The organism is Nostoc sp. DedSLP04, assembly GCF_034530775.1.
In the GTDB taxonomy this organism is placed as follows: domain Bacteria; phylum Cyanobacteriota; class Cyanobacteriia; order Cyanobacteriales; family Nostocaceae; genus Nostoc.
The window spans coordinates 73,593-94,396 of record NZ_JAVRCL010000027.1 but is presented as its reverse complement, the minus strand read 5'-3'; the positions used below and the strand labels follow the sequence as shown (position 1 = coordinate 94,396).

Here is a 20,804-nt window from a genome sequence, read left to right as displayed (position 1 = left end):
ATTTCAGTTATTTACTACTTGCTTATGTCGGAAAGTGACAGAAGAGGGATACAGCTGGTTGTTGGAGACTCAATGCAAGTAGTTCCGGTAAGCGATCGCCTACTTGTGCTAATTGTTGAGATAATTCCTCTGATACTTCTAGAATGATTCTTGGCATGGGGATTGCATTGGCAATTTACTATTATTAAATGATATATCTCGGATATATCTCGAAATCTTTCATTACTCTGGCGATCGCTCCGACATTACTCACCCCAGCTACTACCAAGACAATTCCTAATCCAGCCAAGCCCATTTTACATTTTATTGCCTCCTGCCTTCTGCCTCCTGCCTCCTGCCTCCTGCCCCCTGCCTTTCTTGGCAATAACAGACTAACAAAATATGTCTCACATTCTGGTCGAAAATCTCAGGAAGACTTTCTTTGTGTCTGAACGTTCCTCTGGGCTTTTCGGTTCAATACGAGGACTTGTGCAGCGAAAAACTAAAGAAGTTTATGCCCTCAAAGGAGTTTCGTTTTCCCTGGAACGGGGAGAACTTGTAGGATATATTGGCCCAAATGGAGCTGGTAAATCGACCACGATTAAAATTTTAAGCGGTATTCTCGTACCTTCTAGTGGAAAATGCCTAATTGGCGGACGAACTCCTTGGAAAGATCGAATCAAGCACGTTAATCGTATCGGTGTAGTGTTTGGTCAAAGAACACAACTCTGGTGGGATTTGCCAGTAATTGAGTCTTTCGATTTGCTGCGGGATATTTATCGCGTTCCCCAATCAGAATATCGTCAGACACGCGAAGAAATGATTGATTTGCTTGGTCTTGGAAACTTTCTCTCGACTCCGGTGAGGCAGTTAAGCCTTGGTCAAAGGATGCGATGTGACTTTGCAGCCGCAATGCTTCACAGACCGGAAATTCTTTTTCTTGATGAACCTACTATTGGGCTTGATGCAGTTTCCAAGCTTGCAGTCAGAAAATTTATCAAAGCGCTAAATAAAACTCATCAAGTAACCACCATCCTGACTACTCATGATATGGATGATATCGAGGCATTGTGCGATCGCATAATTATTATTGGTGGAGGTGAAATTCTTTGTGATGGAACTTTAACAGCATTGCGTTCTCAAGTTTCCTCGCGTCGGTATTTAAGAATCGACCTAGCAAACGATGATTTCTTTTTTGAAGAAGAAGGAGTCAGTATTATCTCTAAAGAAGGTCGCACTGTAACTCTCGCCTTCGATCCCACAAAGCTTTCTGCTGCATCTTTGATTAGCCAAGTTACCTCACAACATGAAGTAGAGGATCTTTTTGTAGAAAATCCACCTATTGAAGAGATAATTGCGGAACTTTATGCAATTTCAGCAGGAATTGTCCCATGAAAGCATATTGGTCACTGTTTGTTGCTAGATTTACACTGCTGTTGCAATACCGTGCTGCTGCTTTGGCTGGTGTTGGAACTCAGCTTTTCTGGGGGTTAGTAAAAATAATGGTTTTACAGGCATTCTTTACTCATACAACCTCTGCTCAACCTATGACTTTTCAACAAGCTGTAGGATATGTGTGGCTGGGACAGGCGTTTTTGATGGCAATTGTCCCTTGGGGAGGTGATAGAGATATTCAAGAACTCATCCGAACTGGTGCTGTAGGATACGATCTTCTCCGACCCACAGACCTTTATTATTTTTGGTTTACTCGCGCTTTGGCACTTCGCACAACGCCCCTGATACTTCGTAGTATTCCGCTTCTTGGAGTCACAATTTTTCTTTTTCGCATTTTTGGGCTTGATGAATGGTCGCTTTCTTTTCCACCCTCCTTTGCTTCTTTTGTTGCCTTTTTTATCTCTTTTATTGGCGCAATTTTACTTTCATCTGCATTAACTATGCTTCTGACTGTATCAATGATGTGGACAATTTCGGGGGAGGGAATTAATAGTATTCTACCTACTTTTGTTACTATCTTTTCTGGCATGCTTGTTCCGTTGCCACTTTTTCCTGAGTGGAGCAAGCCTTTTTTGAATGCACTTCCTTTTTCAGGACTAATCGACAAACCTTTTCGTCTTTTTACTGGAAATCTTCAACCAAATTCCCTGTTTAATATATTACTGCATCAAGCTTTTTGGATAGTTGTGATTATTATCCTTGGGCGTGTTCTTGTGAGATATGGCATTAGAAAGCTTGTAATTCAGGGAGGATAAGTCAATAATTCGTAATTCGTAATTATTTTAACTAAGAAGATAGGTTAAGTAATTTATTTTAGATAGAAATTACAACGCGACTATGAATGATTTTTTGCTTTACCTTCGATATATTTCTGTATCTTTTAAGTCGCAAATGCAGTACAAAGTTTCCTTCTGGCTGCAAGTTATAGGACAGTTTTTAGTAACTGCTGTTGAATTTTTTGGAGTCTGGGCACTTTTTAGTCGTTTTAATAGTATTGGTACGTGGACTTTAAATGAAGTTGCTCTATTTTATGGAATAATTAATATTTCTTTCGCCTGTGCTGATGCTCTTGGAAAAGGGTTTGACTCATTTTCAACAATAATTAAAAGTGGAGACTTCGACCGTTTACTTGTTCGTCCACGCACCACAGCACTTCAACTGTTAGGTAAAGAGTTTACTTTAAAACGAATCGGAAGATTATTTCAAGGGATTGTTGTTATGTGGTGGTCACTTTCATCTCTCCACATCCCTTTAACTTTTAAAAATTTATGGCTTTTAGGTACTTCATTTATTGGTGGAGTTGCGCTCTTTGTTGGCATTGTCATTATGCAAGCAACCATCACCTTCTGGACTATTGAATCTCTCGAAATTATGAATATCCTCACTTATGGAGGAGTGGAAACGGCTCAGTACCCTCTTGCAATTTATAGCAAGTGGTTTCAGCGATTCTTTACTTTCTTGATACCGCTTGCTTGCGTCAGTTATTTTCCTTTGCTTGCAGTACTTGAAAAAGAAGATACTTTTTTAGTGCCTTTGTGGTTTTGTAATGTCTCGCCAATCGCAGGCATTATCTTTCTAATAGTTGCGCTTAAGCTTTGGAAAATAGGAGAGCGATACTATTGTTCTACTGGGAGCTAAACAAAATTTTAGGTGTGTACTCAGACGTATTTTAAATGGACAGATTTACTTTTGTTGACACAGTTTGGTTTTATTGCACCGACTTACTTAAATGGGGATTCCCCATATTTATGCTGATTTACGTGTAATTACATACGCATTATCGAAAAAATGAAGTATAAAGTAACAGGGCAGAAAGAGAGTTAAAAACAAAAATAAAGATTCTTTTTAGAAAAAGTATTTTCGCCATCCTCGATTTCTACTGCCCAACTTTCACGAAACATAGTTGGAGATCATAGAATCTATGCAGCACGTATTTAAGCAAAGTTTTATATTTTCAGTCACTACTGCGATCGCTTTATTATTTGCAGGTTGTGGCGAAAGTAAAGTTGCTCAATGTAACAAAATCATAAAAGTTGCTAATCAGGGATCTACTCTAGGTCAGGAATTCGCTAAAAATCCCAATCCTGCAAAAGGTTCCAAAGCTCTAACTGAACTTTCTGGTAAGATAGATCCACTTGCCAAAGAGATGAAAGCACTGGAAATTAAAGATGAAAAATTGCAAGGTTTTCAAGGACGCTTTATCACACTTTATCAGAACATCAGCAAGCAATTGAATAATGCAGCAACAGCCATAGATAAAAAGAATCTACCAGCAGCAAAGGGATTTTTGGTATCTCTGCAAAAGAGTAGTAGCGAAGAAAGTTCAATAGTCAATGAAATTAATAGCTATTGCTCTGGTAAATAACCAACTCTTGCTCCTACCTCTGCAATTATCAGTGCTGGATCGCTCATTGAAAACAGCCTGCTCAACCGGAGTAGGCGCGGGGGGTGCAGCAGTAACGTTCTGCCCCCAACGTTGCACCAAATTAAGGGTGCGACTGCGCGATCGCAGTTTGTCGATCGCCCGCGATCAAGTCATGACAATCAGGTAGCGCATCAAACGATCGTGGTGAGCCGGGTCAATCGGACGCTGCCATAATGACAGAAAAATTTCCTGGGTTAGGTCTTCGGCTTCCGGCTGGCTTTGCAAAACTTTCAGCGCCACTCCATACACCACGCTGCCGTAGCGCTGGTAGAGACACCTTAACGCCGTTGGCAGATGTGCCTTCAGGTCATCCAAAAGTGCGGCATCGCTCTTCGATGACGGTTCTGATGAATGGCGATCGCGAGAACTTAGATCCATAGATTCAGGTGAATAGACCGAGGCTAATTTCTCTGCAAAAATGCCTAATGTATCTTGCAGCGTGAGTGCCAATCCTGATTTCATAACTTCTTTTGAGCATAGAGCAAACCTACTCTGATCTCTAAAACGATTGATGAAGCTAATTGGATGAGTCTAGCGTCGAAATTTTTTAGAAGTCGGTTATTTCGTTCTGATATAACTTGCACCCCAAACCGAACGAACCGCAAACAGCAGTCTAGCAAAGGACATTTAAAAAGTTTAAATCCAAAATTAGTTGCCAGTCGTCTTAAAGGTAGAGACAAGTAAGTAACCCAGTTAGCATTCTTTTCAGGCAGAAGTTGCAACTAAATTCCTGAGATCGCGCTAATTGCTTACCTACCCACTCCTACAGCTTTTAACACTGGCCATTTGCAATGTCCCGACGAAATTTATATCGTCAATTTGCAACGCCCTTCTTTGGCAGTTTGGATTCGACCAATTTGCCTGAAAGTTTGTGCTGCATCCCAGCATTGAAGGTCAGTAAAACCGCTGTAGCCAAACAACCAATCTTAGAGGTAATTCTATGCGACGCTCTATGCTGTTAACAACATTGCTGCTGTTTGCCGCCATTTTGCCTGCTGCCGCGCAGACCCAAACCGCACCAACCAGCTTCAATCCCTACATGGCAAAGCAACCTTCTGCAAACCAGCTTAATTCATTTAATCTGGCAACTCTTGCGTATCAAGGCTACTTAAAAGATCAAGGCATTCCCAGCAATGGTGCATTGATGTCAGCGATCGCGTCTGGAACGATCGCGGCTCAAGACATTATTCAAGCTGCTGTTAAAGCGAATCGACTACCTAAGCAAACACTAAGCGATCGAGGCTATCGCCATAACCTTGAAAATCAATTGCAAGGATTTACAGCAGACTAAAAAACTGGCGTTACTCAATTAATTATGATGAAAAACACATTTCGCAAGTACCATCGGCTAATTGCTACACTCTTTTGTTTGCCATTACTCTTTACTGCTCTGACTGGCTGCTTCGTTGCCATCGCAGACACATGGTTGCATCAAGAAGAACTGGCTGGATTTTTAATTACTGTTCACACCTTGCAAATCTTCAAACTCGATGCCATTGTGCCAGTTTTAAATGGGCTAGGTCTAATTGGCTTAGTGGCTACCGGAGTGAGCATGACTGGACTGTTTGCTAAACGCCATCAACCAAAACGGATGGAAGAACGCTGATGAAATACATTTCTTATTTTTTCATAGCGATCGCCAGTGCCTTCTTGGCCATCCTGTTGTCGTTGTCATCCTGTAGTCCAAACCATAAGGCAACGACTAACCAACCAATGGCGATGAAAGCTCAACCCAAGGAGCAACCCCAAACTACTCAACAAACTGCCGATACTACGGTCAAAATTCGTAATTTCAAATTTGAGCCAGCGAATTTGGCTCTAGCTGTTGGTAAAACTGTTCAATTTATCAATGTCGATGAAGAACCCCACACGGCTACGGCTACGGATGGTACTTTCAACTCTAAAGCACTGGATACCAATCAAACCTGGAACTACACCGCCACTAAACCCGGAACCTATCCCTATATTTGCTCAGTTCATCCCTTTATGAAAGGGACGCTGACGGTAACAAATAAGAAAAACTAACCAGAGGAATACCAATGCAACGCAGAAAATTTATTGAACACGTAGGCTGGACAGGACTCGGTATTGTCTGGGCTGTTGGTGGAAATGGCTTATTAACTGCCTGTCAGGTGGGAGAACCAAATGCTCAAAAATCATCCACGGCTTCACCGTTTTCCTTCGTTCAAATTAGCGATACGCACATCGGTTTCAAAAAACCTGCAAATGAACACGTGACCGATACACTTCAGAAAGCGATCGATGCGATTAATGCCTTACCTACTCCACCAGCCTTTGTCATTCACACCGGAGATATCTCCCATTTGTCTAAACCAGAAGAATTCGATCTGGCCAAACAACTGCTTTCTCAATTGAAAGTCCCACTATTTACCCTACCAGGGGAACACGATACGATTGGCGATCGCGGCAAAGCCTACGAGGAAGCTTTTAACCGCAAGGATGCCAAAGAAGGCTTACAGGTTTGGGATCGGGGGGGAATACACTTTGTCTCCTTGACCAATGTGCTGGACTTTGGGGCAACCGGCACGGGCAAACTAGGTGAGGCGCAATTGGACTTGCTCTCTAAAGATTTGGTAAACCAGAAACAGGATACACCTCTAGTTGTTTTCAGTCATATTCCTCTATATAACCTTTATCCCAAATGGGGATGGGCAACTGCTGATTCGGCTAAGTTGCTTTCACTGCTATCTCGCTTTGCATCGGTAACAGTGTTAACGGGGCACATCCATCAAGTGATTGAACACAGCGAAGGCAATATTCGCTTCCACACTGCTGCGGCAACTGCTTATCCCCTCCCGGCTCCAGGTCACGGCGATCAACCTGCTCCCGTCAAGCTCCCCGAAAATAATCTTTTGGCAGTGCTGGGATTCCGCACAGTTGAGGTAATTTCCGGGAAGGATACTAGAGTTGACCAACATGCTCTAAGCTAGAAATATAATTCAACAAATACTAAGAGCGATCGCATTCTGGGCGCTTTCGGATATAGTCCAATACGATTGATTCAGTTAAGAATTATTGGTCTTTGAAGACGCGATAATCGCGTCTCACATCAGGTTTTTGGGCTTAACTGAACCGTATTGTTTGAGCAGTGACAAAAGAAAGTTAAACAGACCTTAAATCAATCCTTATTAATTAACAACGCAACCGAAGAAGCTCTTTTACGCTTGCGTATCGAGACAGCACCAAACATAGTGCAAGTAAACAGCGAACCTAGAATTGTTGAGGGTTCTGGGACAGTATAGACGCTCACCTGATTACTTTTAGATTCTATTAAGGTTAAACGAGTTAACTTATCGAAAGTACGGGAATATTTCCCCTTAAAGCTAGTCAAAGCATATTCCTGTGTTCCGCCAAAAGATTTATCAATAGTAGTCTGATTTGAATCAAGAGTTATGTTACTACTCGGTTCAAATACAAAAGCATCATTGTTACCTATAGTTGATAAATTTCCAGAAATCTTGAAAGAGTCTAAAAGATTACCAGTATCGCTGTCGTATAACTGATATAAAAACTCTCCACTAGCATTTGCACGTTCAGTCACGGCATCATCAATGGATGTTTTCAGGTTAAATAAGCCACTGAAATCAAAAGAAAACTCTTTGTCAACTATGAAATCATAACCGATAATCCCAGCAAAGCTTTCCGCCGATCCTGTATAGCCATCACCCTGACCTTGAGCTTGGCTGAAGGACAAATTGGAGGCAGAGTTGTTTACATCGATATTAAACTTAGCCTCAGCGTTAGCATCAGCAGTTACTTGACCACCTGTGCTAATTGCTGTGGTTACATTATCAGTCAAAGTCCTAACATCTGAAGGGCTAGTACTAAAGTTGTTGATGTTGAATTTGGACTCAGAATATGCAAGGGTAGCAGCTTGGCTCGGTAAGGTTGCCAATATCGAAGTAGCGATCGCTGGAGTAGCCAATGCCAAAAAATGCTTTACAACTTTGGTGTAATTTTTCATACAATTTATGTTTTTATTTTCCGATGTTAAGATTGCAAATTTGTCATGCTTGTCTACTGCCTTACTAATGAGTAAGAACAAATTATAGGCAAGCAGGATGTTCAGCTTGAGAACTTTTCAAGCCATGTTTGTCTTATGTAGAAGAAATCTTCTATTTAAGGACTAATTTTTATTTACCATTTGCACACTTTTATATAAGTAATAACCGTATAAGTAATTTAGTTATTAGACTTGATGTGCGTTCAATTGGTTACATATTTATACTAGTCGTGCATCCACTAGTTTCTTGTAAAGGTAGAGTAAAAAAGAGCGTTTTTTAATTGGAATTTACGTAAGGATTCCGTAGGGAGAAGTTCACAAATTCAGTAGGGAGGAGTTCACATAAGTTCATATAAATGATGTTAGTGCCACAGCATCCTTTGATGAGCAAGCAATTCACTGTAAAATCAAGCAACGATCGCCTGTACCAATTATCGAAGTCGGATTGGTAGCAATAAGGTTCGGTTAAGGTGCATACTCTAAATAGCGCCATAGGTATGAGACTGCACCAAAGAGTTATGGCAGTTCTCGTACAAATGAGGTTTTATTAAACTCCCCTGCGGGAATGCGTTCGCGTAGCGTCTCGTAGAGAAGCGCATCTGCGTTTAAATTTCAACACTCAATTCGCCGCGATTTTAGGTAAAGCTGCACTAAGAATCATGAATAGCTAACGGCAACAACAAGCGACTGACTACCCGATTATCTGGTAACTGATAGAAATTCAACTCTCCTCCTAGTTCTTGCATGAGGTTTTGGCAGATCGCCAGATGTAAAGCTGGTGGTTGGTCGAGGTTGGAAGGAACAAGCACATCTTTCGGTGTATTATCATCTAGTTCCGTGAGTAGCTGTGGTTCGATCGCACCGTTATATGTGATTGATAATTCTAAAGATGTCTGATGTTCAGCCCCTCCAGTTGTAGAAGAAGAATATTTTATATCTAAGGGTTTTGACGCATCTAAACGGCGACACCAAATATCAATTCTGCTACCGGTTTGAGAACGGTTACAGGCAGTAACCAATAATTCATGGATCACTAATTCAATTTTGACAATATCACCAGCGATCGCCATTGCAGATTGAGCGCTGGAGGGAGGAACGCCTCTAACTAATGAAGAATTCTTGGGTGCTTCTTGCTCGTCAATTGGTTGTCCCAAACCATGTACACCAATCCACAGCTTTTGTTGTTTAAGTAAATTTTCGATCCGTTCGAGCGATCGCTTCAGTAAACTGGCTATGGGCATAGTTTCCCAACTAATATGTAGCTGCCAGTGTTCGAGTTTTAGCATTCCACTCATGGAGGTGGCTGTATGGTCTAACTGCCGCAGTAATAACTGGTAGCGCATCTGAGTCAATTCATTAGCAGGAATGCCCAAATCGTGTATTTGTTTCAGGGAATGGGCCGTTATTCTTTGAATTTCCTCTAGACGACGATGTTTGTACCAGTTGAGTTGTCGTAATTCTTCGGTTGTGGATTCTAAAAGCCGGGTAATTTGCTTTTCACGACGCCACCAAGCTAATTGAGAAATCAGAGTTGCTGTTGCACTAAGGTTTTGTTCTGACCAGCGACGCTCTTGATAGTCTACTAGCAATACTACACCTGTAGTTTCATAATCAGCAGTTGTACGTAATGCCATTACCAAAATTTGACTTTTTTCTGGAACATTCAACCATTTCCGGGTTTCTGGAGGTAAATTATCCACCTTCAAAGTCAGATAATTTTCTGTAGCAAGCGCCCACTGAATTAAGGCTTCAGCCTGGATAGAAATAGATACATCAGAAAAAATCCCAAATTGGCTATTGTCAATCACTCCAGGAATAATTTCTGCGCGACTTTCACCAGGTGCCCAAGATAGCATTAGCGCTAGGGGACAGCCCAAAATTGAGGCTATTTGTTCGAGTGCTGTAGGTTCTAAATGCTTTTTTTCGACCTCAATGCTGTTTTGGGATTGTGTCAGGATGCGTAAGCATTGCTCAAAAGCCTGGGAAGTTTTTTGCTGCTGGGTAGTGCGGTTATGTAATTGCCACTGACGAACAATTACACCAATCTGTTGACTAACAGCCCACAGCAATTCTTTTTCTAGAGTTGTCCAAGAACGATGGCTTTCATGAGTAATCACCAAAAGTGCTGCTGGTATATGCTCGTGAGTGCATTTACAAACAAGCAGCGATCGCACATTATTCTCTAATAACAAGGGTCGCCAGTTAAAAAAGCGTAAATCTTCATCTAAGTTCTCAATTTCCACCGCCTGTGTTAAACCTTGCAAAAGCTGTCCATCTAATTCTTTGAGAGTATGAAGAGTAAATGTCAACGGTCGACGATTTTGGGGCTGACTTTGGTAAGTAAATTGATAATTCTTCTGCTCGGCGTCGTACTGCAACAGCAAAAAGCGGGTAGCACCTAATCGAGCTAAAACTCTTTTAGCACAACTGTGTAAAGTTACCTGAAGGTCATGTTCGCTATAGATACCTTGAGCAACTTGGCTAGTCAGTTGAGCATCTTCTTGAATCTGTTTAATTGTACCTTCCATGCTTTCGGTAGGTACAACTAGAGAAATTAAACCAGCAACACCCTGGACAAAATTTTTGTCTGTGTCTGTCCAGATGCGAGGTTCGTTGCTTTCCACCGCCAGAAAACCGACTAAGTTCTTTTGCCAGAAAATCGGAGCTGCCAGAAGCGATCGCACCTGCAAGCGTTGCAACAATTTTGCTGTAAAATGGCTTTTTAAAGAACTGCGGGCATCACCAATGGAGACTATTTGGTTAACTGCCAAAGCATAATAAAAATCGCTCAAGTCCTGTACAGTCATTCCCGCTGCTTGCTGACTGCTAGAATTGCGATCCATTTTGACCAGCTGATTGCTCATTCGACACCAAAAGTAGCGCCCTTCGCGCTCAAACCAGTAAACATTTGTCCGGCTGGGGGAGACAAATTTATGAGTTGCTTGCACCGCTGCTTCAAGTCTTTGATTCAGGTTACTGAGGCTGCGTAAATTTTCTAGCAATTCTAATAATGGCTCGTCAGTTCGCCTGGTTTGCTTTTGGTGCTTATGCATTTCATTTTGATAAAGCACTGCTCCTAGTTCACCTAAAACCATCATCAAACGTGCTTTTGTTTCTCCTGTCAGTAGGTAGCCCCAGCGTTCTGAACCCAGTAATACCAAGCCCAAGCAACGGTCTTTGTAGCGAACCGGTAAAATAATCGTTCCTTGGATGTGGAATTTTTCGGCAACTTTTCGCCATTCGGCGGCGCGGATTTCAGTTTGCAAATCAGCTACGCCTAAAGGATGCTGTTCAATTACTACTTGCTCTAATAAATCCCCAGGACTGAGAACAACCCTTTGGCGTAAAAAGCTCATGTCGCGATCGGGTGTGATGCCTCCTTTGCCAAATAATATGTGATTCAGGCGATCGTAAAGAGCAATCCAAATCAGTTTGTAGTCAAACTCTTCCTTGAGATAAGAAATAGTAGTTTCAATCAGAACGTCAACATCATCTTCTTCTCTGAGGCTCTGGAGGACGCGCCCCAAAGAGAGGATCTGCTGTTCGGCGGCTATAGGTTTTTGTGGCTGCCCCATCTGATTTATTGGTTAACATAACTTGTAATATATAAGATGCCCAGAAAAGCACCCTGAGTAATATTGCCACAAGTGTTTAATATTGAACCTAGACAGCTTAATAGGAAATTAAGCTAATCGCCATTCAAATTGCATTCCGCGTCTTTGCGTCTTTCTAGCAATTTGAACTATGCAACTTAAAATCACTGCCTCCTGAATGTTTAACTCAAATTAAATAACTTTTGCATGAAGTATCTTTTATGCCCAAGTGGGTAATTTTCTTGAAAACCAAATACAGTGTAGCCTTGAGATTCATAAAATTCCTTAGCTTGAAAGTCTAATGTCTCAAGATGAACCCCTACACAGTTTTGCTTTTGACCTTGTTTTTCAGCAATTTTAAGGATATTGCTTCCAATCCCTTTGCCGCGTAAGCCTTCTTGAACAACTAAGACTCTGATATAAAGCCAATCGCAACCGATTTCGCCCAGAGTTCCACCAACAATCAAGCCTGATTCATCTCGCGCAAAAACTGCTACAGGTTGCCACTCTGACAACGTAAAAAAATTTTGATTGAACTGGCGAATCATTTGGATGATGCTCATCCGATCCTGCTGAGTTACTTCCTGTTCTACCTGAACTGTAATCATCCTGATTTTGCTTCTGGGTAAGGTTTTGACCAATACTCATTGTCTACTCATACATAATTTCAGAGTGAATTCTGACTTCTGATTTCTTCCTTCATTCTTTATAAAAGCTAATGGATATTTATAAATTTGCAATTAGTCCGCTTTTGTTGAATGTGGTAAAAACAGACCCGGAGTGGTTACATCAGCAGACAATTCGCAGTTTTAATTGGCTATCGCAGACGCCTGCTAGTTGGATAAACCAACGCTTAAAGCAGTCTTTATGTCTGTACGATTCCCGCTTAGAACAAAATTTGTTTGGGCTAAACTTTCCAAATCCTGTAGGGTTAGCAGCTGGCTTTGACAAGGATGGAGTCGCTGCGGACATTTGGTCTAACCTGGGTTTTGGCTTTGCAGAACTAGGAACTGTAACTTTTCACGCACAGCCCGGAAATCCCCGTCCTCGTTTGTTTCGGCTACCGTTGGATAAAGCTGCTCTCAATCGGATGGGCTTTAATAACAGTGGTGCAGCAGTAATGGCGGCACGTTTGAAACAAAGAAAGCATGAGTTAAACCGAGCAATACCCATAGGGATAAATTTGGGTAAATCTAAGATAACTCCCCTAGAAGCAGCCGCACAGGATTATCTCGATAGTTTCCGTTTACTCAAGGATTTGGGAGACTATTTTGTTGTTAATGTCTCTTCTCCCAATACACCAGGGTTACGATCGCTCCAAGATGCTTCTATGCTCAGTGCCATTTTAGATTTATTACAACAAGAAAATACTGCACATAAACCAATTTTTGTCAAGATAGCGCCAGATTTAGATTGGGTTGCGATCGCTGACATCATAACTCTTGCTAAAACCTACCAACTGGCGGGAATTATCGCCACTAACACCACCATCCGCCGTGATGGACTCAAAACCCAGGCGATCGACCAAACGGGCAAATCACCCCAGGATGAAGCAGGCGGAATTAGCGGTGAACCATTGCGCGATCGCTCCACTGAGGTAATTCGTTTTATTTGGCAGCAAACTCAAGGACAAATCCCAATTATTGGTGTTGGTGGTATTTTTTCTGCTGAAGATGCTTGGGAAAAAATTACTGCTGGTGCTAGCTTGATTCAGGTTTATACAGGCTGGATTTACGAAGGGCCAATGATGGTACGCCGAATTCTAGCTGGTTTACTTTCCAAGCTAGAACAAAGCGGATTAAATTCCATCAACGAAGCTGTGGGTTTACAAACAAAAATTCCAAAATTCTAATTACGAATTACGAATTACGAATTACGAATTGTTTTACCCTTCTTCCTCCACTGGGAAAAACTCTTTAGTTTTTTCTGAGAATGACCAGGCAATACCATCAGGGTCTTTGCTGCGGCTCCACTCAGGAAACTCTGGATCGTTTCGCCGTTTATAAACCGTGCTGGAATAGACATTGAGCCGTTTCGCAAGTTCAGATTGAATTAGAGAGCCAAAAATTAACTGTTTTTCCAGCGATCGTTTAACTTCCTCATCTGTTGGCTGTGGAAGTGATTCGGTTTCTGGTTCTTCCTCCTGCGGGGTTGGTGGTGGTGCTAATAGCGATCGCGCTGTTTTAGTAACTGGTTGAGCTGGAAATTCTTTAACAGGCTCACTACTGTCAAGAATATTGCCGAGAATGCTGGCAGTTATAAAGTAATAAGACTCCCCTGCATCTTCAGAGTTGACTATACTAGCTCCAAATTCCGAGGCTTTACTATCCAAGTAGCGTTTTGCCGTTGTTCCAGGAAAATTGCCCCTGATTGCCAAGTCCATTGGCGTCAGTCTGCCCTGATTTTCACGAACCAATTGATGAAAAATTGGGTTAACTCGATAAGTCCACTGTTGCCATTGATATTCCTGCCAAAGCTTGAAGGCAATTACTAGCACAATTACCGCCAGTAAAATTCTCCAGGTAGTAACTAGGAAAATAATCAAAAACGAGATGGGCAAAAGTAGAACGAGAAAAGCCTTGCCGTTACCTTCTATGGGTTTCTCACTCATGCCGATTTTTGCCAAGTGAATTTTGGGAAATAATATTATTATATTGGCAAAAATTGAGACACTTTTTTGTATCGTTTGGCAAAGTTGCGGCAAAATTTTCGGCAAAAGCTTTATTCAGTAAGTGTTATAAGCTTATTAACTTTTTGCTCATATAAGATTGGTCTGCGATGCCTACGGTGGTCACTGAGCCTTGCCGAAGTGCGGTAAACTACGCGCAAAAGTTTTTACTAGAGAAAATAAGCGCCATACATCTCGGCTAATCTGCTCCCTAAATTCTAAGCAATGGCTTGCTTATACTTCTCAGACTTTTCTTTACAAAGCACTTGACAACAGATAATACATATACTACATTAATAATACAAGTCAACTTTCATGAGGAAGTTAGCTTTCACCAGTAGCGAATAGCTCAAATGGCAGAGCGCCCACCTTGCCCGGAAGGGCCGACGTATCGAGGGTTATCGCATATAACTAAAACACCCCCGATCAAACTTCTGGAGGTGTAGGTAAAAATCCTACTTCGTTACAGCAAATTTAATGCTGAATTTTGAATTTATATGTAGTGGGTAGCCAAGTGGTAAGGCGCTTAATATCCTTATTCACCCCTTGCCTGCAAAGGCCGACGAATTGAGGGTTATCGTTAAAAACGAGCATTCGCGGGTTCAAATCCCGCTCCACTACACCAAATCTAGTCCTGAATTTTGAATTTTGAATTTTGAATTTTCATGTGGCGGGTAGCTCAGAGGTAGAGCGCTAAACATCCTTGTTCACCCCTTGCCTGCAAAGGCCGACGAATTAGGGTTATCGATTAGGGTTCGAGAGGTCGCAGGTTCAAATCCTGCTCCGCTACACCAAATAATTTTGATAAATTTAAAATCCAAAATCCAAAATTTTCATGTGGCAGATAGCTCAGTTGGTAGAGCGCCGAAAAACATCCTTGTTCACACCTTGCCTGAAAAGGCCGACGAATTTAGGGTTATCGCCTGATAAGCCGGATGTCGCGGGTTCAAATCCTGCTCTGCCACCTTTCATTTTTGCCCGCAAGGGCCGGGAGATGAAGCGATGAATTACAATTTTTTCACTAAAAAGAAGACAACTACACCCCAAAATCAACCTATCCCCGGACGAGAAGCAGAAATGGTTCAGGGACGTTCCGGCGGCTGGATGTTTGATGCTGGTATTTGGAAAATGCTGCGCCGTTGCTTATTGGTTGGCACAGCAAAAAGCACTTACTACGCTGGTAAACAGGAATTAACTGAGGATTTTGTGACAGTTGTAAGACTTGCTGTTGCCGAAAATCCTGGTCGTGTAGCAGAAGAAATTTTGTATGCTAGCGATGGACGCGCCATCAATAACAGCGCGCCTATCTTGGCTTTAGTGTTGCTATCGATGGGTGAAGCACCAGCAGCAAAACAGGCGTTTGGTGAAATTTTCCCGCAAGTTGTCCGCACTGGCAGCCACTTTTATGAATGGTTGAACTACACCAAATCTCTGCGGGGATTTGGCAAAGTAGTGCGGGAAGCTGGTAAAACTTGGCTCTCAAGGGAAGATGTCAAGGGTTTAGCTTATCAACTGTTGAAATATCAACAGCGTCAAGGCTTCTCCCACCGGGATGCGTTGCGGTTGTTCCATGTCAAACCGCCTACAGAAAATCACCGTCAACTATTTGAGTGGGTAGTTAGAGGCTGGGAAGAATTGCCAGCAGATATCCCCTTAGAAGCGTTAGCGCAGATTTGGTGGTATGAGTGGCTGAAGCGGAATCCTACCCAAACCCATGAAGCTATTTCCCAAGGACGCTTAACCCACGAAATGGCTGCACCAGTGGGCAAAATGGACAAGCTTGCTTGGCAGTTGCTATTTCAGGAAATGCCAATAGGTGCAATGTTGCGTAACTTGGGTTCTTTAACCGAACTGGGTGTGTTGCGAACTGACGAAACTGCCAATTTGCTGCGAGTGGAAGCAGTTCTTAACAACAAAGAACATCTGCGTAAAGGTCGCATCCATCCAATTGATGTTTTGAAAGCACTCAAAACATATCAATCTGCTGGGACATTAGGACGCAGTAAGAAAACTTGGAATCCAGTTCCTCGGATTGTAGACATTTTAGAAAAGGCGGTTGAACTGTCTTTTGATGTTGTGCAACCCACAGGTAAAGTATTCATGCACGCCGTAGACGTTTCTGGTTCTATGGGTAGCATGGTTGCAGATATGGGGCTAACTTGCTGTGAAATTGCCACCACAATGGCACTGGTGACAGCAAAAGCAGAGAAAAACTACATGATTCGCGGCTTTGCTACGGAATTCCGGGAATTAGATATTACCGCTAAAGATAGTTTTAGTTCTGCGGTTCGCAAAGCTAGCAATCAAAACTTTGGTGGAACGGATGCATCTGTAGCTTACGACTGGATGATTAAGAATAAGTTTAAAGCAGATGTAGTTTGCTTTTGGACTGACTCGGAAAGCTGGGCTGGGTATAAGCATCCAAGTCAAGCGCTGAAGGAGTACCGTAAAAAGGTAAATCCCAACGTCAAGGCGGTGTATGTCACCTTGACACCTTACCAAATTACTTTGGTAGATCCTGAAGATTCGCTGTCTTGGGATTTGGCAGGGTTCGACCCAGGTACACCTCGGATCGTTCAGATGCTAGCTACGGGTGAATTGTAGAGATTGCTGAAGGGTAAAGGATGAAACACTTTATCCTTCATACTTCATGGCGGGTTATCCTTGTTCGCAACTTGCCTTTCGGGGCCGAAGAATTTAGGGTTATCGGTTACGTCTCCACCATTGTGGGGATTAGCGGGTTCAATCCCCGCACCCGCCTTTGTTTGATTTTTTCCTTACGCAAAGAAGAAAGCGATTTAATTTTTGAATGGTCGTTTTTCTATTTCAGCGATGGGTAAGAGTAGGGTGTCTTCGATGTGCGTAGGCGCAGCCCGTCGTAGACATCGCTATTTTTAGAAGCACAACGATCGCTTATCATCTATTCACCGACTCAATGTTAATTAAATCAATGTCCCCAAAAAACCGATAATTGGTTTCCAAAAGATACCAGTTAACACATAAGGAGCATATTCTAAAAGCGGTAAACTTGAGTGCTTCGAGGGCTTCAGCGGTAAACACTCTAAGAGAAAAGGCACTATACAAGTGAGTCCATAGGCAGTTGCTAAGGCTATATTCCATTTCAGTTCATCTGCTGGTATGGGGCTACAATAAATACCCAGTAGAATGAAAGAGATCATTAAAAACTGCTTACAAAAAAACCAGGATTGGGGCGATAGAAAATAAACTAACTGGAGAAAGCTTTTGTTATTTATTTTTTGTCGCATTCCCATTAATACAGCCCAAGTCGCAGCCCCAACTACGCCATCATCTTTCAGTCCATAAGTTCTTTGAAAGCGTTTAACACCTCTTTCAGTTTCCCTACTAAAATACCCGTCGGGTTCTTTTTTGAAAAATCCTTCTTCATTAAGGATAGTTTGCAGTTCCTTAATAGCATCCTGTAATTTTGGCGACATACTTTTTTGATTGCGATAAAGCTTTGGGTAGAAAAGGCAAGCCCAACTCAGTGGGCCAACGATTCCATCCACCTGAAGATTATTGGCTTTCTGAAAATTTATTACAGCCTCTTCTGTTTCTATGTCAAATTTACCACTAATAGTTGAAAGAAAACCCTGAGCTTGTAATCGCTCTTGTAGTTCATCAATTGATTCCTGTGCAGAGTTTGGCGAAAAGTCTCGGTATAATATGGGACGTTTATTGAATACACAGACTTGTCTTTCTTCTGGGAAATAACGCCGAGATCGTTTTAGTTCAAATAAGATACTTAAGAACCTAAGTGTTGTATTTTTCATAGTTTTGTTGAGTAAACAGTTTGGAGAAGTTTTAAAGATTAGAAGCAGGCATTATCTGGAGTAACTCCCTACCTACCTAAAGACAAAAATCAATTTAGATACTAATATAGGAAGATTTACTATTAATAGCCAGTTGCAAAGTTAACAACGTGTTAATGCTTTGTAATGTTAAATAGATTGATACGATATCTGAAAATTTTGTCCGTTAAAATGTTCGTAATACAACATTTAATCAAAGACTAATAGGGCGATATTTATGTCAGATGAGCCAGAGGGTGGGAATCTGTCTGAAACCTGGTATCAAAAGGTTTTACAGGACTGGGATATAGATCGTTTATTGACTGACTTGGAGTCTAGAATTCAAAAGCGATACAGACAAAATACTAAGAAAGACCTGTTACTTGGGTTGCTGTGTGGGTATAGCTTGACAAAGATAAGTAAAGACTTATGTAGAGAAAACGCTAGTGTGAGAGTGGTATTGAGCAATATCTATCGAGATATTGAAACTTTGACAGGAGAACCAGACAACAGCGTTAGGTCAAGCAACCTTATTTGCATTCTAGAGAGACATGGATATCGCAGAGGTGTTGCTGTCCCCCACAATCTGCCATCACCAACATACACAGAATTTATTGGGCGCGAGGCAGATATGAAAAAGCTACTGGAACGCCTTTCGCCAGAGCATGGCGCTCACATGATTACAGTGCATGGCATTGGTGGCGTAGGGAAAACGGCGCTGGTGTTAGCAGCTGCTTACCTGTGCTTAGAAGCTAGTAACGAAAATAGTTCTGATGCACCTAAATTTGATGCGATTATTTTCACTTCAGCCAAACAACAAGAACTGATTCCCGATATGATTTTGCAGCGGCAGCAAGGACAGCGTAACCTACGCGAGATTTTTCGGGTAATTGCCAATGCCTTAAACGACTCTACAATTATTCAATCTCCTCCCAATGACCAATTTGAGCGTGTACGTCAATGTCTTTGTAAACAACGAACGCTTCTAATTGTTGACAATATGGAGACTATAGAAGACAGGGATGAGGTTATAGAATTCCTATATAATTTACCCATTTGCGTCAAAGTAGTAATTACTACCCGCGAACGAATTGCCCTGCTACCAATCAGTCTGCGAAACTTGCCTCTGAATGATGGTTTGCAGTTGATTCAGCAACAAGCTGAAGAGAAAGGTATAACTATCCAAGATGCAGACTCTAGCTTGCTCTACGATCGCACTGGAGGAATCCCCCTCGCTATTGTCTACGCACTCGGTCAAGTCTCCAGTGGCTACTCTTTGAACTTCGTATTGGAGCAGTTAGCCTCCGCTACAGGCGATGTGGCTCGTTTTTGCTTTGATGAATCAGTGCAAAATATCAAGGGACAGCCACCCCACAAGTTACTAATGTCATTGGCGATTTTTCCTGACTCTCCCATCCAAGCAGCTGTGGCTGAAGTAGCTGGACTGACATCTGCTCCTGATTCTGTCAATAATGGCCTGGTACGTTTGCAGCAACTCTCATTAGTGAATCTGAACTCAGAGACTAAACGATACGAAATGCTGTCTCTGACTCGTGAGTATGCCTTAGCACAATTAGCTGCTTACCCAGATTTTGAGAAAGAAGCACGGAAACGGTGGGTGAAATGGTATCTAAATTTTGCTTACAGATACGGCGGAGAAGATTGGGAGAACTGGATACATTACGACAGGTTAAAGGAAGAGGAAGGAAATCTACGGGCAGTACTTTATTGGTGTAAAAACCAAGACCATTATGCAGAAGTTAGGGATTTGTGGTTGCTCTTGAACCACTACGCCAATCTCTATGCTTATTGGGACGATCGCCTTGATTGGTTGCAATGGCTGATAGAACAATCAGAACTACGTGGTGAATGGTCATCTTTGGTGAAGTTCATGATCCGCAAAACCTGGCTGTTAATTCGGGAGTGTTCGCCTCAAAGTCTCACACAAGCAGACGAAATATTGCAGCGGGCATGGGTTTTACGCGACCATGCAGATTCATGCGTTCAAGCTGACTTAGCCGAAAGTATGGCTAGACTGCGAATCAGACAGAATAATTATATAGATGCACGCCACTGGCTAACGGTAGAAGAAAAATTAGCGATCGAGGCGAATCTAGACGGGCGACAGCACATCCGCTATTTTATTCCGGTTCTTTATCATCGGGCTGAAATCTTTTATTCAGAAGGGGAATATTTTTCAACCAAGAAGCTATTTCAAGATGTGATGAAAAGTGCAGAAAAAATAAATTGGCATCGGGTGATTAATTCTGCTCAAAATTGGCTTGCTGATATTGCCATCGACCAAGGCGATCGCGATGAAGCTCAAAAGCTATTAATTAAAGGCTTAACTGTCGCCGAAAGTAGCAATAATAAGCGGCGTCTGGCTCGTTATCAACGTTCTCTTGCGCGTTGGGAGAGAAGGTGGGGAAGTGCCCAGAAAGCTTGCCAATTATCTACTCAGGCTATTAATAGTTTTGAGCAATTGGGAATGACAAGGGATGCACAGGAGATGCAAATTTTACTAGATTGTCCATAATTATCTGCAAACAAGGTATTTCCAGTTTTTTCTAGCATGGCTGCTGCCCAAATTAGGCAATGGGTTACACGTTGTCGCCAGCGATCGCACTTCTAAGTTTTAGGCGTTTAATAAGATGCTTTATTTGTCAACAAAATGTAATATAACTTAGTAATCATTGGGCGATCGCTATTCTTTTCGATCTAATACTATTAATGCGGCAATCTGCGAAATATTAGCCAGGTTTCATCCCAAATTGTCCACCCAAAGACAGTAGATGAAGTTTTGTGTGAATAACTATAAGGTATGAAATAGCTCTGCATTCCAAAAAGTGAA

General features: G+C 42.0%; 19 protein-coding genes and 3 tRNA genes. 15 read left to right on the top strand and 7 right to left on the bottom strand.

Going from position 1 to position 20,804, the window contains the following annotated elements; all coding sequences use genetic code 11:
• Positions 1-22 precede the first annotated feature (22 nt).
• The gene (locus tag RMX89_RS17290) at positions 23-157 is read right to left on the bottom strand and encodes a hypothetical protein (protein ID WP_322689773.1); all 135 of its coding nucleotides are present in this window, start codon (positions 155-157) and stop codon (positions 23-25) included.
• Between the two features lie 224 nt (positions 158-381).
• Here RMX89_RS17290 and RMX89_RS17285 point away from each other — a divergent pair, with 224 nt between their 5' ends.
• The 5 genes from RMX89_RS17285 to RMX89_RS17265 all read left to right on the top strand — a co-directional run bounded on the left by RMX89_RS17285 (position 382) and on the right by RMX89_RS17265 (position 3,986).
• The gene (locus RMX89_RS17285; protein WP_322689772.1) at positions 382-1,374 is read left to right on the top strand and encodes an ABC transporter ATP-binding protein; all 993 of its coding nucleotides are present in this window, start codon (positions 382-384) and stop codon (positions 1,372-1,374) included.
• Entirely contained in the window at positions 1,371-2,189 is an 819-nt protein-coding gene (locus tag RMX89_RS17280) for an ABC transporter permease (RefSeq protein WP_322689771.1), read from the top strand. The genes RMX89_RS17285 and RMX89_RS17280 overlap by 4 nt, the downstream gene beginning before the upstream one ends.
• An 82-nt stretch (positions 2,190-2,271) precedes the next feature.
• A complete protein-coding gene (locus RMX89_RS17275) occupies positions 2,272-3,072 on the top strand; it encodes an ABC transporter permease (RefSeq protein ID WP_322689770.1) in 801 nt (266 codons plus the stop codon).
• A 283-nt stretch (positions 3,073-3,355) separates the two neighbouring features.
• A complete protein-coding gene (locus tag RMX89_RS17270; protein WP_322689769.1) occupies positions 3,356-3,799 on the top strand; it encodes a hypothetical protein in 444 nt (147 codons plus the stop codon).
• Entirely contained in the window at positions 3,768-3,986 is a 219-nt protein-coding gene (locus RMX89_RS17265; RefSeq protein ID WP_322689768.1) for a hypothetical protein, read from the top strand. The genes RMX89_RS17270 and RMX89_RS17265 overlap by 32 nt, the downstream gene beginning before the upstream one ends.
• Here the strand turns inward: RMX89_RS17265 and RMX89_RS17260 are convergent.
• Positions 3,965-4,309 carry a sigma factor gene (locus RMX89_RS17260; protein WP_322689767.1) on the bottom strand — a complete coding sequence of 115 codons (345 nt, stop codon included), beginning with the start codon at positions 4,307-4,309 and terminating at the stop codon, positions 3,965-3,967. The genes RMX89_RS17265 and RMX89_RS17260 overlap by 22 nt on opposite strands.
• Positions 4,310-4,799: 490 nt before the next feature.
• On the opposite strand from RMX89_RS17260, the gene RMX89_RS17255 reads away from it, so the two are divergent.
• The 4 genes from RMX89_RS17255 to RMX89_RS17240 are packed head-to-tail and all read left to right on the top strand — an operon-like array spanning position 4,800 to position 6,810.
• A complete protein-coding gene (locus tag RMX89_RS17255; RefSeq protein ID WP_322689766.1) occupies positions 4,800-5,150 on the top strand; it encodes a hypothetical protein in 351 nt (116 codons plus the stop codon).
• A gap of 24 nt (positions 5,151-5,174) precedes the next feature.
• Positions 5,175-5,465 (top strand): peptidase, encoded by a 291-nt coding sequence (locus tag RMX89_RS17250; protein ID WP_322672558.1) that lies wholly within the window; start codon positions 5,175-5,177, stop codon positions 5,463-5,465.
• Positions 5,465-5,884, top strand: coding sequence for a cupredoxin family copper-binding protein (locus RMX89_RS17245; RefSeq protein ID WP_322672557.1), 420 nt, complete (start codon positions 5,465-5,467; stop codon positions 5,882-5,884). The genes RMX89_RS17250 and RMX89_RS17245 overlap by 1 nt, the downstream gene beginning before the upstream one ends.
• Before the next feature lie 14 nt (positions 5,885-5,898).
• Positions 5,899-6,810, top strand: coding sequence for a metallophosphoesterase family protein (locus RMX89_RS17240; protein ID WP_322689765.1), 912 nt, complete (start codon positions 5,899-5,901; stop codon positions 6,808-6,810).
• A gap of 188 nt (positions 6,811-6,998) precedes the next feature.
• Here RMX89_RS17240 and RMX89_RS17235 read toward each other — a convergent pair whose 3' ends face one another.
• The 3 genes from RMX89_RS17235 to RMX89_RS17225 all read right to left on the bottom strand — a co-directional run bounded on the left by RMX89_RS17235 (position 6,999) and on the right by RMX89_RS17225 (position 12,084).
• The gene (locus RMX89_RS17235) at positions 6,999-7,844 is read right to left on the bottom strand and encodes a PEP-CTERM sorting domain-containing protein (RefSeq protein ID WP_322689764.1); all 846 of its coding nucleotides are present in this window, start codon (positions 7,842-7,844) and stop codon (positions 6,999-7,001) included.
• A 689-nt stretch (positions 7,845-8,533) separates the two neighbouring features.
• Positions 8,534-11,458, bottom strand: coding sequence for a GAF domain-containing protein (locus tag RMX89_RS17230; protein WP_322689763.1), 2,925 nt, complete (start codon positions 11,456-11,458; stop codon positions 8,534-8,536).
• Between the two features lie 200 nt (positions 11,459-11,658).
• Complete coding sequence (locus RMX89_RS17225; protein WP_322689762.1) at positions 11,659-12,084, bottom strand: GNAT family N-acetyltransferase; 426 nt, start codon at positions 12,082-12,084, stop codon at positions 11,659-11,661.
• 110 nt (positions 12,085-12,194) lie between these two features.
• Between RMX89_RS17225 and RMX89_RS17220 the strand changes: the two genes are divergently transcribed.
• Positions 12,195-13,328 (top strand): quinone-dependent dihydroorotate dehydrogenase, encoded by a 1,134-nt coding sequence (locus RMX89_RS17220; RefSeq protein ID WP_322689761.1) that lies wholly within the window; start codon positions 12,195-12,197, stop codon positions 13,326-13,328.
• A gap of 33 nt (positions 13,329-13,361) precedes the next feature.
• Here RMX89_RS17220 and RMX89_RS17215 read toward each other — a convergent pair whose 3' ends face one another.
• Positions 13,362-14,087, bottom strand: a complete 726-nt coding sequence (locus RMX89_RS17215) for a hypothetical protein (RefSeq protein ID WP_322689760.1) — start codon at positions 14,085-14,087, stop codon at positions 13,362-13,364.
• A 556-nt stretch (positions 14,088-14,643) separates the two neighbouring features.
• Here RMX89_RS17215 and RMX89_RS17210 point away from each other — a divergent pair.
• The 4 genes from RMX89_RS17210 to RMX89_RS17195 all read left to right on the top strand — a co-directional run bounded on the left by RMX89_RS17210 (position 14,644) and on the right by RMX89_RS17195 (position 16,748).
• Positions 14,644-14,769 (top strand) — tRNA-OTHER (locus RMX89_RS17210).
• A gap of 42 nt (positions 14,770-14,811) precedes the next feature.
• Positions 14,812-14,938, top strand: a tRNA-OTHER gene (locus RMX89_RS17205).
• A 44-nt stretch (positions 14,939-14,982) separates the two neighbouring features.
• A tRNA-OTHER gene (locus tag RMX89_RS17200) sits at positions 14,983-15,109 on the top strand.
• Positions 15,110-15,146: 37 nt separating this feature from the next.
• A complete protein-coding gene (locus RMX89_RS17195) occupies positions 15,147-16,748 on the top strand; it encodes a TROVE domain-containing protein (RefSeq protein WP_322689759.1) in 1,602 nt (533 codons plus the stop codon).
• Positions 16,749-17,086: 338 nt separating this feature from the next.
• Here the strand turns inward: RMX89_RS17195 and RMX89_RS17190 are convergent, their stop codons facing one another.
• Positions 17,087-17,935 (bottom strand): peptidoglycan-binding protein, encoded by an 849-nt coding sequence (locus tag RMX89_RS17190; protein ID WP_322689758.1) that lies wholly within the window; start codon positions 17,933-17,935, stop codon positions 17,087-17,089.
• 256 nt (positions 17,936-18,191) lie between these two features.
• On the opposite strand from RMX89_RS17190, the gene RMX89_RS17185 reads away from it, so the two are divergent.
• Positions 18,192-20,489, top strand: coding sequence for an NB-ARC domain-containing protein (locus tag RMX89_RS17185; RefSeq protein ID WP_322689757.1), 2,298 nt, complete (start codon positions 18,192-18,194; stop codon positions 20,487-20,489).
• The last annotated feature ends 315 nt before the right edge of the window (positions 20,490-20,804 follow it).

Excerpts from the sequence above, each read along its gene's own strand:
- RMX89_RS17290 (WP_322689773.1), bottom strand. The coding sequence starts at position 157 with ATGCCAAGAATCATTCTAGAAGTATCAGAGGAATTATCTCAACAATTA.
- RMX89_RS17285 (WP_322689772.1), top strand. The coding sequence starts at position 382 with ATGTCTCACATTCTGGTCGAAAATCTCAGGAAGACTTTCTTTGTGTCT.
- RMX89_RS17280 (WP_322689771.1), top strand. The coding sequence starts at position 1,371 with ATGAAAGCATATTGGTCACTGTTTGTTGCTAGATTTACACTGCTGTTG.
- RMX89_RS17275 (WP_322689770.1), top strand. The coding sequence starts at position 2,272 with ATGAATGATTTTTTGCTTTACCTTCGATATATTTCTGTATCTTTTAAG.
- RMX89_RS17270 (WP_322689769.1), top strand. The coding sequence starts at position 3,356 with ATGCAGCACGTATTTAAGCAAAGTTTTATATTTTCAGTCACTACTGCG.
- RMX89_RS17265 (WP_322689768.1), top strand. The coding sequence starts at position 3,768 with ATGAAATTAATAGCTATTGCTCTGGTAAATAACCAACTCTTGCTCCTA.
- RMX89_RS17255 (WP_322689766.1), top strand. The coding sequence starts at position 4,800 with ATGCGACGCTCTATGCTGTTAACAACATTGCTGCTGTTTGCCGCCATT.
- RMX89_RS17250 (WP_322672558.1), top strand. The coding sequence starts at position 5,175 with ATGATGAAAAACACATTTCGCAAGTACCATCGGCTAATTGCTACACTC.
- RMX89_RS17245 (WP_322672557.1), top strand. The coding sequence starts at position 5,465 with ATGAAATACATTTCTTATTTTTTCATAGCGATCGCCAGTGCCTTCTTG.
- RMX89_RS17240 (WP_322689765.1), top strand. The coding sequence starts at position 5,899 with ATGCAACGCAGAAAATTTATTGAACACGTAGGCTGGACAGGACTCGGT.
- RMX89_RS17235 (WP_322689764.1), bottom strand. The coding sequence starts at position 7,844 with ATGAAAAATTACACCAAAGTTGTAAAGCATTTTTTGGCATTGGCTACT.
- RMX89_RS17230 (WP_322689763.1), bottom strand. The coding sequence starts at position 11,458 with ATGGGGCAGCCACAAAAACCTATAGCCGCCGAACAGCAGATCCTCTCT.
- RMX89_RS17225 (WP_322689762.1), bottom strand. The coding sequence starts at position 12,084 with ATGATTACAGTTCAGGTAGAACAGGAAGTAACTCAGCAGGATCGGATG.
- RMX89_RS17220 (WP_322689761.1), top strand. The coding sequence starts at position 12,195 with ATGGATATTTATAAATTTGCAATTAGTCCGCTTTTGTTGAATGTGGTA.
- RMX89_RS17215 (WP_322689760.1), bottom strand. The coding sequence starts at position 14,087 with ATGAGTGAGAAACCCATAGAAGGTAACGGCAAGGCTTTTCTCGTTCTA.
- RMX89_RS17195 (WP_322689759.1), top strand. The coding sequence starts at position 15,147 with ATGAATTACAATTTTTTCACTAAAAAGAAGACAACTACACCCCAAAAT.
- RMX89_RS17190 (WP_322689758.1), bottom strand. The coding sequence starts at position 17,935 with ATGAAAAATACAACACTTAGGTTCTTAAGTATCTTATTTGAACTAAAA.
- RMX89_RS17185 (WP_322689757.1), top strand. The coding sequence starts at position 18,192 with ATGTCAGATGAGCCAGAGGGTGGGAATCTGTCTGAAACCTGGTATCAA.